At 67.9% G+C, this 15,390-nt stretch carries 14 protein-coding genes; 9 read left to right on the top strand and 5 right to left on the bottom strand.

Annotation, left to right across the window (positions count from 1 at the left end):
- Positions 1–128: 128 nt before the first annotated feature.
- Positions 129–584 (top strand): universal stress protein, encoded by a 456-nt coding sequence (locus HMPREF2716_RS22515; RefSeq protein WP_003091672.1) that lies wholly within the window; start codon positions 129–131, stop codon positions 582–584.
- A 68-nt stretch (positions 585–652) separates the two neighbouring features.
- On the opposite strand, the gene HMPREF2716_RS22510 is transcribed toward HMPREF2716_RS22515, so the two are convergent.
- Complete coding sequence (locus HMPREF2716_RS22510; RefSeq protein ID WP_003091675.1) at positions 653–2,308, bottom strand: phosphoethanolamine transferase; 1,656 nt, start codon at positions 2,306–2,308, stop codon at positions 653–655.
- Between the two features lie 326 nt (positions 2,309–2,634).
- Between HMPREF2716_RS22510 and HMPREF2716_RS22505 the strand changes: the two genes are divergently transcribed.
- A complete protein-coding gene (locus HMPREF2716_RS22505; protein WP_070622012.1) occupies positions 2,635–4,815 on the top strand; it encodes a putative bifunctional diguanylate cyclase/phosphodiesterase in 2,181 nt (726 codons plus the stop codon).
- 3 nt (positions 4,816–4,818) lie between these two features.
- On the opposite strand, the gene HMPREF2716_RS22500 is transcribed toward HMPREF2716_RS22505, so the two are convergent.
- Positions 4,819–5,709, bottom strand: a complete 891-nt coding sequence (locus HMPREF2716_RS22500; RefSeq protein ID WP_003113156.1) for an NAD(P)-dependent oxidoreductase — start codon at positions 5,707–5,709, stop codon at positions 4,819–4,821.
- 148 nt (positions 5,710–5,857) lie between these two features.
- Here HMPREF2716_RS22500 and HMPREF2716_RS22495 point away from each other — a divergent pair, with 148 nt between their 5' ends.
- The 6 genes from HMPREF2716_RS22495 (at position 5,858) to HMPREF2716_RS22470 (ending at position 10,524) form a co-directional block, all read left to right on the top strand.
- On the top strand, positions 5,858–6,715 hold the full coding sequence (locus HMPREF2716_RS22495; RefSeq protein ID WP_003113155.1) for a putative selenate ABC transporter substrate-binding protein: 858 nt from the start codon (positions 5,858–5,860) through the stop codon (positions 6,713–6,715).
- A complete protein-coding gene (locus HMPREF2716_RS22490) occupies positions 6,712–7,515 on the top strand; it encodes a phosphonate ABC transporter ATP-binding protein (RefSeq protein WP_070622011.1) in 804 nt (267 codons plus the stop codon). Before HMPREF2716_RS22495 ends, HMPREF2716_RS22490 begins: the two co-directional genes overlap by 4 nt.
- Positions 7,509–8,339, top strand: coding sequence for a PhnE/PtxC family ABC transporter permease (locus tag HMPREF2716_RS22485; RefSeq protein WP_031801400.1), 831 nt, complete (start codon positions 7,509–7,511; stop codon positions 8,337–8,339). Before HMPREF2716_RS22490 ends, HMPREF2716_RS22485 begins: the two co-directional genes overlap by 7 nt.
- Positions 8,336–9,106, top strand: coding sequence for a phosphonate ABC transporter, permease protein PhnE (phnE, locus tag HMPREF2716_RS22480; protein WP_003091685.1), 771 nt, complete (start codon positions 8,336–8,338; stop codon positions 9,104–9,106). The genes HMPREF2716_RS22485 and phnE overlap by 4 nt, the downstream gene beginning before the upstream one ends.
- Before the next feature lie 123 nt (positions 9,107–9,229).
- Positions 9,230–9,958, top strand: a complete 729-nt coding sequence (locus HMPREF2716_RS22475) for a hypothetical protein (RefSeq protein ID WP_003117583.1) — start codon at positions 9,230–9,232, stop codon at positions 9,956–9,958.
- 65 nt (positions 9,959–10,023) lie between these two features.
- Positions 10,024–10,524, top strand: a complete 501-nt coding sequence (locus HMPREF2716_RS22470) for a hypothetical protein (protein WP_003091690.1) — start codon at positions 10,024–10,026, stop codon at positions 10,522–10,524.
- A 57-nt stretch (positions 10,525–10,581) separates the two neighbouring features.
- Here the strand turns inward: HMPREF2716_RS22470 and HMPREF2716_RS22465 are convergent, their stop codons facing one another.
- Positions 10,582–12,660 carry a phosphocholine-specific phospholipase C gene (locus HMPREF2716_RS22465; protein WP_003113149.1) on the bottom strand — a complete coding sequence of 693 codons (2,079 nt, stop codon included), beginning with the start codon at positions 12,658–12,660 and terminating at the stop codon, positions 10,582–10,584.
- A gap of 230 nt (positions 12,661–12,890) precedes the next feature.
- Positions 12,891–13,346: a DMT family transporter gene (locus HMPREF2716_RS22460; RefSeq protein ID WP_003162218.1), complete on the bottom strand. Its 456-nt coding sequence runs from the start codon at positions 13,344–13,346 to the stop codon at positions 12,891–12,893.
- Between the two features lie 88 nt (positions 13,347–13,434).
- On the opposite strand from HMPREF2716_RS22460, the gene HMPREF2716_RS22455 reads away from it, so the two are divergent.
- Positions 13,435–14,349: a LysR family transcriptional regulator gene (locus tag HMPREF2716_RS22455; protein ID WP_003113148.1), complete on the top strand. Its 915-nt coding sequence runs from the start codon at positions 13,435–13,437 to the stop codon at positions 14,347–14,349.
- Positions 14,350–14,356: 7 nt separating this feature from the next.
- On the opposite strand, the gene HMPREF2716_RS22450 is transcribed toward HMPREF2716_RS22455, so the two are convergent.
- Complete coding sequence (locus tag HMPREF2716_RS22450; protein WP_003113147.1) at positions 14,357–15,169, bottom strand: MerR family transcriptional regulator; 813 nt, start codon at positions 15,167–15,169, stop codon at positions 14,357–14,359.
- Positions 15,170–15,390 lie beyond the last annotated feature (221 nt).

The raw sequence follows: 15,390 nt of genomic DNA, 5'->3' as shown, positions 1-15,390 counted from the left end.
CGGAATCGCGACGATCGCCCTGCGACTTATTGACCTCCGGCAAAGGTCCGTCGGCCGCGAGGGTCTACAGTGTCCTTGAAGTTTCAAGAACGCCCGGCGGGCGGACACTCACTCTGGAGGGACACCTTATGTACGATCGCATTCTGGTAGCCGTGGACGGCAGCCCGGTCTCCGACCGCGCCCTGGAAGAGGCCATCAAGCTGGCCGGCCTCAGCGGCGGCAAGCTGCGCGTCATCACCATCGTCGACAGCCCGCTGCGCCACCTTCCCGACTACGCGGTGTACTACAACCCCGAGCCGCTGCGCGAAGCCGCGCTGAAAGCCGCCGATGACGTCCTGGCCAAGGCCCGCGAGAAGGTCGAGGCGAGCAACGTCGAAGGCGCCACCTTCGATCGCGTCTGCCAGGAGCGCGCCAGCGAGGAAATCGCCGAGCGCATCGAGCTCGAGGCCCAGGCCAGCGATGCCGACGTGGTGGTCATGGGCACCCATGGTCGTCGCGGCATGCGCCGCCTGATGCTCGGCAGCGTGGCGGAAGGCCTGATCCGCGTGGCTTCGCGTCCGGTCCTGCTGGTCCGCGACAAATAAGGCGAAAGCCGACGAAAAAGGCCGTGGGGGGAATCCTCCACGGCCTTTTTTCTTTCAGCCCCCGTCGCTCACTGGGCTGCCCTGGGCGCGCGGCAACTGGCGAAGATGTCCAGCGCCGGCTGGTACAGCGAAGTCTGTACGTCCAGCAGGCCGAGCACCGAGTGGAACAGGTTGTCGTGGCTCAGGTCCTTGTCGTCGCGCTTGCCGTCCAGGCAACTGCGCTGGATGCCCCAGTTGCCCAGCGCCTGCGGGGCGAACCACATGACCATCGGCACGTGGATCTGCGCCTGGGGCGCGATCGAATAGGGCGCCGCGTGCAGGTAGACGCCATTCTCGCCCAGCGACTCGCCGTGGTCGGACACGTAGATCATCGCCGTATCGCGCTTGTCGGCATTCCGCTTGAGCAATTCGATCACCTTCGTCAGGAAGTGGTCGGTATAGAGGATGGTGTTGTCGTAGACGTTCACCAGCTCTTCCTTGCTGCAACTGCCGAGCTGGTTGGTCCGGCATACCGGCTGGAAGCGCTCCATCTCCTTCGGGTAGCGCTCGTAGTACTCGGGACCGTGGCTGCCATCGGAGTGCAGGACGATGATGGCGTCGTCCTGCAGGCCGTCGATGTACTCCTGCAGGCCTACCAGCAGCGACTCGTCCAGGCAGTTCTTGCCGTCGCAGAACGGACTCGGCTGGGTCTTCGGGATGTCCCGGTTGGGCACCCGCAGGCAGGTGCCCTTGCAGTCGCTGTTGTTCTCCAGCCACAACACCTGCACGCCGGCACGCTGGAGAATGTCCAGCAGGCCTTCGTGGGTCTTGGCCTTCTTGTCGCTGTAGTCCTCGCGCGGGTACTGGGAGAACATGCAGGGCACCGAGACCGCGGTGGAAGTGCCGCAGGAACGGACCTGGGTGAAGTTGACGATGTCCTGCTTGCTCAGCTCCGGGTTGGTCTCGCGAGCGTAGCCGTTCAGCGAGAAATGATCGGCACGGGCGGTCTCGCCGACCACGAACACCAGCAGCGATTTCTTCTGTCGCTGCAGCGCAGCCGGCGCCTGGCGGGCGTCCAGGCCGATCGGCTCGACCACCAGGTGTTCCTTGATCACCAGGCGCTGCTTGGCGTACTTGCCCACCGCGTAGATGTAGTTGGTCGGGTTGATGAAGTGGGTCAGCTTGTCTTCCTCGCGGAAGATCGGGGCGTAGGTGGAATAGAAGCTGCCTACCATTACCGCGACGATCAGCAGGCAGCCGAGCAGCGTCAGGATCTTGTTCAGCAGGCCGCGGAAGAACGGCCGGTAGCGTACCGGCCAGAGCCAGATCAGCAGCGAAGGCAGGACACCGAGCAACAGCAGATAGCCGAGCAGGGTCGGGTTGACCAGGTCGCCGGCCTCGGTGGCGTTGGTCTCGAAGACGTTCTGCACCATCACCGTGTCGATGCTGATGCCGTAGCTGCCCATGAAGTAGGTCGCGCCGGCCGAGCACAGGGCGACCAGGGTCAAGGCCGGCTTGAGCAGCGGGCGGAAGGAAACCAGGGTCAGCAGGAGCGTGAAGGCGGCCCACAGGAACGCCGCGAACGAGGCGAAGAACGCGAAGCCCTTCAAGCCTTGCAGCGGCACCAGGCCATGCAGGGCCTTCCAGGTCGCCGCGTTGTAGAACACCACCAGAACCAGCGCGAACAGCATCACCAGCCGGGTCGAACCGATAGCCGGCAAGAAACGCTTGATACCCCCACCCATTGAAGCAACTCCTGAAACGTAACGGACCGCCGCCACCCCCCGTGGCGGGGCGCCCGAACTCTATCGGGCGCCTGGTCAAAATTTCGTGAAGCCTCGCGAGCCCTCGCGGGCGCAGCGATCATGCCCGTGGCGATGGAGCCGGAACAAGCTCAGCTATGCCTTTTCTCCCCGGGAAAATGCCGAAACCGGCCGTATGTCGGCGGCCAGCGACTTCCTTCCATGCCGACCTTGCAGGTGGCTCCCGCTATCTATACTGGAAGCACAATGCCACCCCCAGCCCGCACCCGCGCCGTCCGCGGGTTTTCCGTGTCCAGGGAGACACCGCTATGGATTGGCAAGGCCTGCGCTTCCTCGGAGAGTCTCTCGTCGACGGCTACGTGCTGCAGAACTGCACCTATTCGCCGTCGCTGGTGGCGCTCGCCTTCCTCGTCGCCTGCCTCGCCGGGTACACGGCACTGGACATGGTCGAGCGGGTCGGCAACAGCCTGAGCCACCCGCGCCTCTGGCAATGGATCGGGGCGTTCTGCCTGGGCAGCGGCATCTGGGCCACGCATTTCGTCGCCATGCTCGCGTTCCACGCGCCGATCGCCCTGCGCTACGACCTGCCGATCACCGGCCTGTCGCTGCTGATCGCCGTCGCCGCCTCGTACCTGGCGATGTACATGACCGCCCGCCCGCGCTTCGGCCTGCTGCCCTGCCTGCTCGCCGCCTGCTGCATCGGCCTGGGCATCGCTGCCATGCACTACACCGGGATGGCGGCGATGCGCTCGGTGGCCACCCAGTACTACCAGCCATCGCTGTTCGCCCTTTCGGTACTGATCGCCATCGGCGCCGCCTTCACCGCCCTCGCCGCGGTCCCCTACCTGCGCGGCCGGCGCAGCGCGCGCTACCGCTACATGAAACTGATCGCCAGCCTGCTGCTGGCCGGCGCCATCGCCGCCATGCATTTCACCGGGATGGCCGCGCTGGTGCTCAGCGTACCCGCCGGCACGCCGCTGGAACTGCAAGCCAGCGCCGACTCGCTGCGCCTGGGCTGGCTCACCGGAGTGCTCGCCAGCGCCATCGCCGCCTGCGGCATCTGGGCCGCATGGTCGGAGAAACAACGGGAGCGCCGGCTCAGCGAAAACAGCCGGGTCAACGCCCTGCTCAACCAGCTCGACCACGCCCACGCCTCGCTGCGCCAGATGGCTCGCTACGACAGCCTGACCGGCCTGCAGAACCGCACGGCATTCAACGAAGTGTTCGTCCAGCACCTGGAGAATTGTCGCCTGAGAGGCAAGGGCCTGGCGGTGATGTTCCTCGACCTCGATCACTTCAAGCGGATCAACGATTCCCTCGGCCACGACTCCGGCGACCAACTGCTGAAGATCGTCTCCGAACGCATCCGCAGCGTGTTGCGCGATAGCGACGTGGTGGCGCGCTTCGCCGGCGACGAGTTCTGCGTGCTCGCCGACCTCACCCAGGACCACGAGGCGCACATCCTCTCGCAACGCCTGATGCAGAAGATGAAGGAACCCATCGCCCTGGACGGGCGCACCCTGGTGATGACCGCCAGCGTCGGCGTCAGCCTCTACCCGAACGACGGCGAGCAGTGCGAGGAGTTGCTGAAGAACGCCGGCCTGGCCCTGCACCAGTCCAAGGCCTGCGGGCGCAACAACGCGCAGTTCTTCAGCCGGCAACTGCTGGTGCGGGCGACCCAGGAACTGCAGATGGAGGAGGAACTGCGCCAGGCCCTGCGCGACGACCAACTGGAGCTGCACTACCAGCCGATCCTCGCCCTCGCCGACGGCGAGGTACACCAGTTGGAGGCATTGGTGCGCTGGCGCCATCCGACCCAGGGCCTGCTCGGTCCGGACCGTTTCATCGGCCTGGCCGAAGCCAACGGCATGATCGACCAGCTCGACGACTGGGTGCTGCGACGCGCCTGCCGCGACCTGCGCAGCCTGCACCTGGCCGGCCACGAACGGCTGCGGGTGGCGGTCAACTGCTGCGCCAGCAATCTCGGCCGGGCCAGCCTGGTCGACGAAGTCCGTCATGCGCTGGAGCAGGCCGGGCTGGCGGCGTGCTTCCTCGAACTGGAGGTGACCGAGGACGCGCTGATGTACAACATCGACCAGACCATCCCGCTGCTCGAACGCCTCCGCGAGCTGGGCGTCAGCCTGTCGATCGACGACTTCGGCACCGGCTATTCGTCGCTCGCCTACCTGCGGCGCCTGCCGCTGGACGCGCTGAAGGTGGATCGCTCGTTCATCATGGACATCCCCGCCTCGCAGCGGGACATGGAAATCGCCCAGGCGATCATCGCGATGGCCCAGAAGCTCCATCTGAAAGTCGTCGCCGAGGGCGTGGAGACCCCGCAGCAACTGGCGTTCCTGCGGGAGAACCATTGCGAGCTGGTACAGGGCTACCTGTTCAGCCGGCCACTGCCGCTGGCGGCCCTGGAAGAGTTCCTCCGCGCCTACCGCTTCGACGCCGCGCCGCCGCTGCGCAGCCTGAACCAGGCCTGAGGTTCACTCGACGGCGGTCCGGTATTGCTCCACCAGGGTCGCCGGATCGCGTTCGAGATAGCCCTGGCTGCCGTGCAGACGCATCAACTGCGCGGCCAACCCACTCATCGGGGTGGCCGCGCCTTGCTCGCGGGACAGCTTCACCGCGGTATCGAGATCCTTGAGCAGGGTCCGTACGTGCCACTTGACCGGCTCGTAACGGCTCTCGGCCATTTGCGGGGCGAGGATCTGCAACGGCTTCGAGTCGGCGAAGCCGCCCGCCAGCGCCGGAGCGACCAGGCTGGCGTCGACCCCGGCCCGCTCCGCCAGCGCCACCACTTCGGCGATCACCAGGGCGTTGCAGGCAACGATCATCTGGTTGCAGACCTTGGTCACCTGCCCGGCGCCCACCTCGCCCATGCGCGTCAGGCGCTGGCCAAGCCGGGAGAGGACCGGCCGCAGGCGTTCGATATCCGCTGCGCGTCCGCCGGCCATGATCGCCAGGCTGCCGCTTTCCGCACCCGGCGTGCCGCCGGAGACCGGCGCGTCGACCCAGCGCACGCCGCAGCGCGCCTCCAGCTCGGCGGCCATCTCGCGGGTGGCGGCCGGCTCGGCGCTGGAGAAATCCACCAGCAACTGCCCGGGCCTGGCGTTCTCGACGATGCCGCCGGCGCCGAACACTACTTCGCGCACCGCCGCGGTATCGGCCAGGCAAAGCATCAGGATTTCCGCGTCGGCGGCCAGTTCGGCCGGGACCTCGACGGCTTTCGCGCCCTCGGCCGCGAGCAACTCGCGTTTGCCCGGCGAACGGTTCCACACCGCCAGCGGATAGCCGGCGGCCAGCAGCCGGCGGCACATGGGCACGCCCATCAGGCCGAGACCGGCGAAGGCAAGGGAAGGCAGGGAAGCGGACATGGCGAACTCCAATACGCAGCGAATGGGCACGGGGAGCGCCATATTACCCGCGAGGCGCCGGCGAGCAACGCCGCGACGGCTGCCCAAGCGGGCCGCGCACCACTATACTCCCCGGGTTTTTTCCGCCATTGAACCGGAGAACTCTCCCATGTTGAAACGCTCCCTGGCGCTCGCCGCCGGCATCGCCCTGTCCCTGTCCGCCGCGCTCGCCCACGCCGAAACCCTGAAAGAACTCAAGGTCTCGGCGATCCCCGACGAGGCGCCCACCGAGCTACTGCGCAAATTCAAGCCGCTCGGCGCCTATCTGGAGAAGCAACTCGGCATGCCGGTGAAGTTCGTCCCGGTGGCCGACTACGCCGGGGTGGTCGAGGCGCTGGCCGCCGACCGCCTGGACATGGCCTGGCTGGGCGGCTTCACCTTCGTCCAGGCGCGGCTGAAGACCGGCAACGCCATTCCCCTAGTGCAGCGCGAGCAGGACCAGCAGTTCACCAGCAAATTCATCACGGCCGATCCCCAGGTGAAATCCCTGCAGGACCTGAAGGGCAAGACCTTCGCCTTCGGCTCGGTCTCCTCCACCTCGGGCAGCCTGATGCCGCGCTACTTCATGCAGAAGGACGGCATCGTCCCCGAGCAGTTCTTCTCCCGCGTCGCCTACTCCGGCGCCCACGACGCCACCGTAGCCTGGGTCCAGGCCGGCAAGGTCGACGCCGGCGTGCTGAACGCCTCGGTCTGGCAGAAGCTGGTGGACAGCGGCAAGGTCGATACCGCCAAGGTCAAGGTCTTCGCCACCACGCCGACCTACTACGACTACAACTGGACCGTGCGCGGCAACCTCGACCCGGCCCTGGCCGAGAAGATCAAGCAGGCCTTCCTCGCCCTCGACCCGGCGAAACCGGCCGACAAGGAGATCCTCGACCTGCAGGCCGCCAGCCGCTTCATCGAGACCAATCCGGACAACTACAAGGGCATCGAGGAGTCCGCACGCGCCGCCGGCCTGCTGAAGTGAGCCTGAGCCTCGACGGCGTGGACCTGGTCCACGCCGACGGCCAACGCGCCCTTGCCGACATCCGCCTGCGCCTGGCCGCTGGCGAACGGGTGGCCCTGATCGGACCTTCCGGCGCCGGCAAGACCAGCCTGCTGCGGGTGCTCGCCAGCCAATGGCGGCCCAGCGCCGGCCGTGTCGAACTGCTCGGCGAGGAGCCCTGGGCGCTATCCGCCGCCGCCCGCCAACGCCTGCGCGCGCGCATCGGCCTGGTCCACCAGGCACCGCCGCTGCCGCCACGGCAGCGGGTGGTCAGCGCGGTACTGGCCGGGCGCCTCGGCCAGTGGCCGCTATGGAAGAGCCTGGTCAGCCTGGTCTATCCGCTGGACCGCGCCGGCGCCCACGACGCACTGCAACGCCTGGATCTCGGCGACAAGCTGTTCCAGCGCTGCGACCAGCTTTCCGGCGGCCAGTTGCAGCGGGTCGGCATCGCCCGGGTGCTCTACCAGCGCGCCGAGCTGATCCTCGCCGACGAACCGGTCTCGGCCATGGACCCGGTGCTCGCCGGCCATACCCTGGCCCTGCTCAACCGCGAGGCCGCCGCGCGCGGCAGCACCCTGCTGGCCAGCCTGCACGCGGTGGACCTGGCGCTGCAACACTTCCCCCGGGTGATCGGGCTGCGCGCCGGACGCATCGCCTTCGACCTGCCCGCCGACGAAGTCGACCGCGCCGCGCTGGACGCCCTCTACGCCAACGAACAACTGCAGGCCGAGCGCGCCAGCCCGGCCGGCGAACCCGCCGTGGTGCACATCCCACGATGCTGAACGCCGCTTCTCCGCCGCGCGACCCCGCCGCCCTGCCGCGCCTGCTGCTGACCCTGGCCGCGTTGCTGCTCTGGCCGGGGCTGCGCCTCAGCGAACTGGATATCCCCGGCCTGTTCAGCGGCGACAACGCGCGCACCATGGGCGGTTTCCTCGCCGGCTTCTGGCCGCCGGCACACGATCCCGGGTTCCTCGCCCTGCTCGGCCGCGCCACCCTGGAAACCCTCGCCATCGCCACCGCCGGCATGGCCCTGGCCTGGCTCCTGGCGTTTCCCGCCGCACTGCTGGCGACCCGCGCCCTGTCGCTCTCGGCACTGCCGCGCGGCGGCCTGCCGGCCTGGTGGGCACGGGCACTGCGCTGGCCGGTGCGCGGCCTGCTGATCCTCCTGCGCAGCGTGCCGGAAATCGTCTGGGCGCTGCTGTTCGTCCGCGCCGTGGGCCTGGGCCCCACCGCCGGGGTGTTGGCCATCGCCATCACCTATGCCGGCATGCTCGGCAAGGTCTACGCGGAAATCTTCGAGTCGGTGGATCCGCGCCCCACCCGCGCCCTGCTGCTGGGCGGCGGATCGCGGCTGGCGGCGTTCGCCTACGGGGTGCTGCCGAACGCCGCCGGGGAAATGATTTCCTACACTGTCTATCGCTGGGAGTGCGCGATCCGTGCTTCGGTGGTGATGGGCTTCGTCGGCGCCGGCGGCCTCGGCCAGCAGATCGACCTGTCGCTGCGGATGTTCGCCGGCGGCGAGGTTGCCAGCATCCTGCTGACCTTCCTCCTGCTGGTCCTCCTCGCCGACCTGCTGAGCCGCTTCCTGCGCGGGAGGCTGGCATGAGCCGGACCTGGCGCCTGCTGCTCTGGCCGCTGCTGGTGGTGGCCGCGGTGGGCGCCTCGTTCGCCTATCTGGACATGGACACCGCAGGTCTTTTCAGCGGCAAGGGACTGGGCCAGATGGCCGCCTACGCCAGCGAGTTCTTCCCGCCCGACCTGTCCGCTCCGCACCTGCGGGCGATTGGCCGGGGGCTGCTGGAAACCCTGGCCATGTCGGCCATCGGCACCCTGCTGGCGGCGCTGCTCGGCCTGCTCTTCGCGCTGCCGGCGGCAGGTCGCTTCGGCGTGCCGGCGCAGAGCCTGGCGCGACTCCTGCTCAATGCGCTGCGCGCGGTGCCGGAGCTGGTCTGGGGCGCGCTGATGGTGCTGGCGGCCGGGCTCGGGCCGAACGCCGGGACCCTCGCCCTGGCGCTGCACACCGGCGGCGTGCTCGGCCGGCTGTTCGCCGAAGCCCTGGAGAACACCCCGGCGCAGCCCGCCGAGGCCTTGCGCCTGGCCGGCAGCGGACGCCTCGCGGCATTCGCCTATGGCACCCTGCCGGGGGTCTGGCCGCAACTGGTGGCCTATACCCTGTACCGCTGGGAGAACAATATCCGCATGGCCAGCGTGCTCGGCTTCGTCGGTGCCGGCGGGCTCGGGCAGATGCTCTATTTCAGCCTGAGCCTGTTCCAGCAGGCCCAGGCCGCCACGGTGATCCTGGCCATGCTGGTCCTGGTGCTCGGGGTCGACAGCCTGAGCGCCTGGGCGCGGCAGCGCTGGGTCAGCCAATAGGAAAACGCGCCGCCGCGCCCGTTCGAGGAAATTTACGAAGCCCGCCGAAGATCGGGCATCATCGGTGCTCGGAGCCATCAGGGAGGCACCCCGCCTCCAGGTGTCCAGGGAGAGGAAGGAACCATGCGCAAACCACTGCTATCCGCATTACTGCTGGGCCTGCTGGCCCTCGGCGGCTGCAGCCTGCCCCAACAGCAGGCCGGCGCGCCGACCGAGCAGCGGCTCGGCACCCAATGGGGCGAAGGCGTCGCCTCGCCGGTCACCTCGGTGGCCCTGCGACGTCTATCGGAGCAACCGGTCGATCGCCGCCAGGTGTTCTACAGCGCGAGCCGCTTCGATGGACGTGCCATCAAGGAACTGCCCCTGGCCAAGGGCAGGGTGGGCTTCGCCGTACTCGACGAGGATGGCGGCAAGTTCGACCTCGTGCAGCACCGCAGCACCCTGCAATTGCAGGGTCGTGAAGGCCAGCGCTACCGACTGTGGCTGAACAACCTCGGCAACGCGACCTACGAGGTGGTCGCCACGGTAGACGGCCTGGACGTGCTCAACGGCCAGCCGGGCAGCCTGAAGAACCGCGGCTATGTGCTGGAACCGGGCGAGAGCCTGGTGATCGAGGGCTTCCGCAAGAACGAACGGGAAGTCGCGGCGTTCCGCTTCGCCAGCCCCGACGATGCCTACGCCAGCAACAGCGCGGCCGGCGACAGCCGCAACCTCGGCGTGATCGGCGTGGCCCTGTTCGAGCTGGACGCTCCGGCCAGCGGTCGCGAGGCGCCGGCCGACGGACCGCAGGCATTTCCCGCCGACGCCCGGAACGGCGGCGGCTACGCGCCGCCACCACGCTATCGCGACTGAGGCATCTTCACGAAAACTGCGCGGCGGCGTTCCTTCATAAGCAATCCATCTCACAGGAGCCGCCGATGAACCGCTTTTCACTGCCCCGCCCCGACGCACGCCAGTGCGTCGCCGGCCTGGGTTTCTCCGCCCTTCTGCTGCTGGCCTCCTCGGCCAACGCCGCCGCCTGCCGCGACATCACCAGCGTGCAGCAAAGCGCCGACGCCACGCGCAATACCTCGATGGGCGGCCACGTGACCCAGCACATCTACGGGATGACGCCGCCGTCCGGCTCGTCGCAGAAAGACAAGACCCTGTTCAAGTCGAGAGGCAACTACGACGCGGCCTGGCGCCAGTACGGATACATCGACAATCCGGTGGCCTGCAGCGGCAACAGCAAGTTCCAGGTGGTTTCCCTGGAGAAGCTGCACATGGGCAAGATCGATGCCTACTCCTGCAAGCAGGCCGACGGCCAGGGCGTCTGCACGCGCTGGGATACGTACATGGCCAAGGAGATTTCGTACGGTTTCGTCCTGAAGGACGGCAAGTGGATCCTCAATACCCTCTACCCGGTTCCCCTCGACTAGGGCGCAGGCCGTCCGCGCCGGCCGCCCCATTGCAGGGAGCCGGCGCGGCCGTCCGGGTCAGAAGGTCAGCGTGCCCAGGCCCATGCCCGGGTCGCTGAAGCCGGAGCGACCATCTTCCATGCGACCGCTGAAACGCCGCAGGAAGCTGTCCGCCCCCTGCGCGCTGACGCTGAAGTCGTACCAGTTGCCGCTGCTGCGCAGCGAATAGCGGACTTCCCGGCGCTGTCCCGGCGGCACGTTGACGGTACGCCGCTCGCCCTGGCGATAGACGTTGTCCTTGACCGTCAGCTTGACCGGATGGCGGCCACGGTTGATCAGTTGCACGCGCAGGTTGCCGAACAGCGGCTCGTAGTCGATCCGCACTTCCGGCAGCGGCGCCTTGCGCTCCGCCAGGTCGCGCCGCAGGTTGCCGCGAAAGACCCGGAGGAAACCGTTCGGACCGTGCACTTCCAGGTGGTAGTCGCCGCTGGCGTCGCCCTGGAAGCTGTCGTGCAGGCGCTTGCGCGCGCCGACGGTGTAGCGTTTCGGCGGGTTCTCGCTGTCGAGCAGGTCGAACACCTGGAACACCGCGCCGGCCTTGCCGGTGTTGGCGAAGGTCAGGCTCAGCGCATCTCCGCCGCTGCGGTAGCGCGCATGCACGCCCAGCTCGTAGGGCAAGGCGCGGGCCGGACGGATGCCCATTTCCTGCTTGGGCATGGCGGCCACCGCCGGCGGCTTCGGCTTCGGCAGCTTGATCTGGCTGGCGACGATGGCGTCGGCCTGGCTGGTGTCGGGCAGTTCGGGGAACGGCTCGTTGTTCGGGTTGGCGAAGTTGAACGCCGAGGTCAGGTCGCCGCAGACGGCACGACGCCAGGGACTGATATTCGGCTCCATGACCCCGAAGCGCTGCTCCAGGAAGCGGATCACCGAGGTGTGGTCGAACACCTGGGAGTTGACCCAGCCGCCCTTGCTCCACGGCGAGATCACGTACATCGGCACCCGCGGGCCGAGGCCGTAGGGCTGGTTGCGATAACGGATATCGCCCTTGGTGTGCCATTCGAGGGTGGCGTCGGCGGTGGTCTTGCCGCGCAGCGTGCCGTCCTTGTTCAGGCTCGGCGCGGCCGGCGGGGCGACGTGGTCGAAGAAGCCGTCGTTCTCGTCGAACATCACCAGCAGCGCGGTCTTGCTCCAGACCTCCGGGTTGGCGGTCAGCGCGTCGAGTACCCAGGAAGTGTACTCGGCCCCCCAGATCGGGCTGGACGGGCCGGGGTGTTCGGAGTACTTGGCCGGGGCGACGATCCAGGACACCTGCGGCAGGCTGTTGGCCAGCACGTCGCGCTTCAGCGCATCGAGCTTCCAGGTGCTCAGGCCGTTGACGATCAGCGGCGAGTCAGGCGCCGCGGCGCGGTACTGGCGGAAGCCGATCAGCGGGTTGTCGGAGAAGTTGTCGGCCATGTCCTGGTAGACCCGCCAGGTGATGCCGGCAGCCTGCAGGCGCTCGGGATAGGTGGTCCAGGTGTAGCCCTGCTCCACCGGGCCGTTGCTGTCGTGGTCGTTGGTGGTTACCGGACCACCGTGCTGGCCGAGCGGGTCGTTGGTGCCGGTCCAGAGGAACAGCCGGTTGGGGTTGGTGCCGCCCTGGAACGAGCAGTGATAGGCGTCGCAGATGGTGAAGGCGTTGGCCATCGCGAACTGGAAGGCGATGTCCTGCTCCTTGTAGTAGCCCAGGGAACGCTCGGTCTTGGCCGGCAACCACTTGTCCATGCGCCCTTCGTTCCAGGCCTGCTGGGCGTCCGGCCAGGTGTGCGGGGTGCCGTCGACGCGCTGGGCGCTGGTGGTGCTGGTGTCGAAGTGGTAGGGCAGGATCTCGCCCTTGCTGCCCTTCTGGTGCCAGACCCGCTGGCCATCGGGCAGCGGGATCGCCATGCGGTCGCCGAAGCCGCGGACGCCCTTGAGGGTGCCGAAATAGTGGTCGAAGGAGCGGTTCTCCTGCATCAGGATCACCACGTGCTCGACGTCCTTGAGGTTGCCATGCCGGCGGTGCGCGGGAATCGCCAGGGCCGCCTGGATGCTCGACGGCAGCATGCTGGTGGCGACGGTGGCGCCGACCGTACCGGCGGCCAGGCGGATGAAGCTTCTTCTGCTTTTCGAAATCATCGGGGGACTCACCAGGTCAGGGTGTGGCACAGGGCTGCCGAGCGCATCCATGACGCCCGCAGGCTCACTCGGCAGCAAGCTGTTCGAACCCCGACGACGCTAGTGAGGGAAAAAGACGCTTTGGTTTCAACACGCTTTGCAACAACTACTCATGCCAACTTCATCACAATTTGAGATCAAGATTTTGGTCTAGGCCAGATTCCACTTGACAGCCTTCGCCGGCACTCTCCTCACGCTCTTCCCCGCCATTGCAGGAGCAATACCCCCGCCACCACCAGCGCCAGGCCGAGATAGCCCTCCCAGGACAAACGGCGCACCGGGAAACCGGCCCAGCCGAACTGGTCGCAGAGCGCCGAGACCAGCATCTGCCCGGCCACCACGCACGCGATGAAAGTGGCGGCACCCAGGCGCGGCGCGACCAGGATCGCCACCGTCAGGTAGGCCGCGCCGAACAGCCCGCCGAGCCAGCTCCACCAGGGCGCGCCGCCGAGGCTGGCGATAGCCGGCAGCGGCACCCGCACCAGCAGCAGGCCCAGGCTGACCACCCCGAGGCTGACGCCCAGCGAAGTCAGGCTGGCGCTCAGCGGATGGCCGAGCAGGCGCCCGAGCAAGGCGTTGCTGCCGGCCTGCAGCACCACCATGCCGCCCACCGAAACTGCCATCAGTACCATCAGATAATTGGGCATGCTGATTCTCCTCCTCCGGCCCTTGCCTCTGGAGCAGAGTTTTTGCTATCCACTTCGCGAATGGAAATCGATAGTTGGTACACCTTCCATGCAGCAGATTCATGACCTACGCCGTATCGACCTCAACCTGCTGGTGGTGCTCGACGCGCTCCTCAGCGAGCGCCACGTGTCCCGCGCGGCGCAGCGCCTGGCCATGTCGCAGCCGGCGGTCAGCCACGCCCTCGGGCGTCTCCGCGAACTGTTCGGCGATCCACTGCTGGTGCGGGTGAAAAGCCGCATGCAGTTGACCAGCCTGGCGCTGGAGCTGGCGCCGAAGCTCCAGGCCAGCCTCGACCAGGTACGCGGGGTGATCGGCGGGCCGACCTTCGAACCGGTGCGCAGCCGACGCCACTTCCGCCTGGGCATGTCCGACTACGGCGCCTGGGTGGTGCTGCCGGCGCTGCTGCGCCAGCAACAGGCGCTGGCGCCCGGGGTGAGCTTCGGGATAGTCCAGGAACCGCGCCTGGAAACCGCCCGTCAGGTCGCCGAAGGACAGCTGGACTGCGCGCTGGGGGTATTCCCCCTGCTTCCGGAGGGCGTGCGCGCCAGGCGCCTGTTCGAGGAGCGTTTCGTCTGCGTCTGTCGGCGCAGCCTGTTCGACCGCCCCGACGGCCTGTCCCTCGACCGCTACCTGGCGGCCCGCCACGTGCGCGTCTCGCTACAGGACAACCCGGCCGAGGAAGTCGACAGCGCCCTGGAAAAACGCGGCCTGCGCCGGCAGGTGGCGCTGACCCTGCCGCACTTCACCGTGGCCCCGGCGCTGCTGGCCGGCACCGACCTGGTACTGACCATCGCCGAACGCACCCTCGAAAGGTTGCGGCTACCCGAGGAACTGGCGCTCTGCGAGCCGCCGCTGGCGATCCCGCGCTTCGACTATGTGCAGATCTGGCGCGGCGACGCCGAGCGCGAAGCGGCCGGCGCCTGGCTGCGGGAACAGATCCAGGCGGCGGCGCGGAAGATCTGAAGAAGAGTCAGGAAGGCTTTTCCAGCTTGCGCAGCATCTCGCCGACACGCTCGCCGAGCATTTCGTTGGCCGACAGCTTGAGGCCGCGCGCCAGTTCCACCTGGACCACGTGTTCCGCCAGCGGGCGCAGGCGCAGGAACACCTTGGCCAGCTCCTGCAGGTCCGGCGCCCCGGGCAGCAGGTCGGTGCCGCGGCCGTCCACCAGGTGGGTGACGATCAGGCGGACGATTCCCGCCGCCAGATGCTCGGTGTCGCTGCGCAACTCGCCGAGTTGATCGAGCAGCGCCTCCAGCGGGATGCCGCTGCGGTACAGTTCCAGCCCGGCCTGGAACAGCCGTGGACTGGGGATCTTCATGCGCTCGCCGTCGAACAGCAGCAGGCCCAGCGCCTGGGCCTTGTCGATCACCCGGTCGTTCAGTTCGTCGCCGAAGATCGCCTGGAGTTCGTCGAAGCCGATGCTGCCGGGCGTCTCCAGGTTCCACTCGCCGATGATCGCCTGGTCCAGGCCGAGCACATGGTCGAGGTCGCGGCCCTGTTCCCAGGCTTCCAGCAGTTCCTTGATGTTGGCGCTGGAATAGCCGCGCTCGAGCAACTGGCTGATCAGCCGCAGGCGCTTGAGATGACTGTCGAAATACACGCCGACCCGGCCGCGCCGCTCCGGCGGCGGCAGCAGGCCGCGGTCCTGGTAGGCGCGTACGTTGCGCACGCTGCTGCCGGCCGCGCGAGCCAGTTCGTCGACGCTGTATTCGCGGGCATCCTCGGCGGACGGCTGCTCGCCACGTTGCAGCAGGCGCTGCAGGAGGGTCAGGGGTGTGCTCATGGAGGCGGATCATAACGAGGCCCGCCGAACGGCCACAACCTCCGGGGGCGCAACGCTCTTTGCCGGCGTCCGGATGCGCGGGCGCCAACCAAAGACTGGACTCGTCGGTCAGCCGCTTCTCCGGCACCACCGCCAAAACCCGGGGGAAACGTCCCGAGCCTTCTGCCCCGGGCCTTCCGGCGCCGGTAGCAAGTGCCGTAACACCGGCGTGAAGAGACTTC

The organism is Pseudomonas sp. HMSC076A11, assembly GCF_001810205.1.
Taxonomy (GTDB): Bacteria; Pseudomonadota; Gammaproteobacteria; order Pseudomonadales; family Pseudomonadaceae; genus Pseudomonas; species Pseudomonas aeruginosa.
Note: the sequence above shows the minus strand (reverse complement) of the source record. Positions and strands in the feature narration are given on the sequence as shown.

Bases quoted from the DNA above. Each gene is read 5' to 3' on its own strand.
- HMPREF2716_RS22515 (WP_003091672.1), top strand. From the start codon at position 129: ATGTACGATCGCATTCTGGTAGCCGTGGACGGCAGCCCGGTCTCCGAC.
- HMPREF2716_RS22510 (WP_003091675.1), bottom strand. From the start codon at position 2,308: ATGGGTGGGGGTATCAAGCGTTTCTTGCCGGCTATCGGTTCGACCCGG.
- HMPREF2716_RS22505 (WP_070622012.1), top strand. From the start codon at position 2,635: ATGGATTGGCAAGGCCTGCGCTTCCTCGGAGAGTCTCTCGTCGACGGC.
- HMPREF2716_RS22500 (WP_003113156.1), bottom strand. From the start codon at position 5,709: ATGTCCGCTTCCCTGCCTTCCCTTGCCTTCGCCGGTCTCGGCCTGATG.
- HMPREF2716_RS22495 (WP_003113155.1), top strand. From the start codon at position 5,858: ATGTTGAAACGCTCCCTGGCGCTCGCCGCCGGCATCGCCCTGTCCCTG.
- HMPREF2716_RS22485 (WP_031801400.1), top strand. From the start codon at position 7,509: ATGCTGAACGCCGCTTCTCCGCCGCGCGACCCCGCCGCCCTGCCGCGC.
- phnE (WP_003091685.1), top strand. From the start codon at position 8,336: ATGAGCCGGACCTGGCGCCTGCTGCTCTGGCCGCTGCTGGTGGTGGCC.
- HMPREF2716_RS22475 (WP_003117583.1), top strand. From the start codon at position 9,230: ATGCGCAAACCACTGCTATCCGCATTACTGCTGGGCCTGCTGGCCCTC.
- HMPREF2716_RS22470 (WP_003091690.1), top strand. From the start codon at position 10,024: ATGAACCGCTTTTCACTGCCCCGCCCCGACGCACGCCAGTGCGTCGCC.
- HMPREF2716_RS22465 (WP_003113149.1), bottom strand. From the start codon at position 12,660: ATGATTTCGAAAAGCAGAAGAAGCTTCATCCGCCTGGCCGCCGGTACG.
- HMPREF2716_RS22460 (WP_003162218.1), bottom strand. From the start codon at position 13,346: ATGCCCAATTATCTGATGGTACTGATGGCAGTTTCGGTGGGCGGCATG.
- HMPREF2716_RS22455 (WP_003113148.1), top strand. From the start codon at position 13,435: ATGCAGCAGATTCATGACCTACGCCGTATCGACCTCAACCTGCTGGTG.
- HMPREF2716_RS22450 (WP_003113147.1), bottom strand. From the start codon at position 15,169: ATGAGCACACCCCTGACCCTCCTGCAGCGCCTGCTGCAACGTGGCGAG.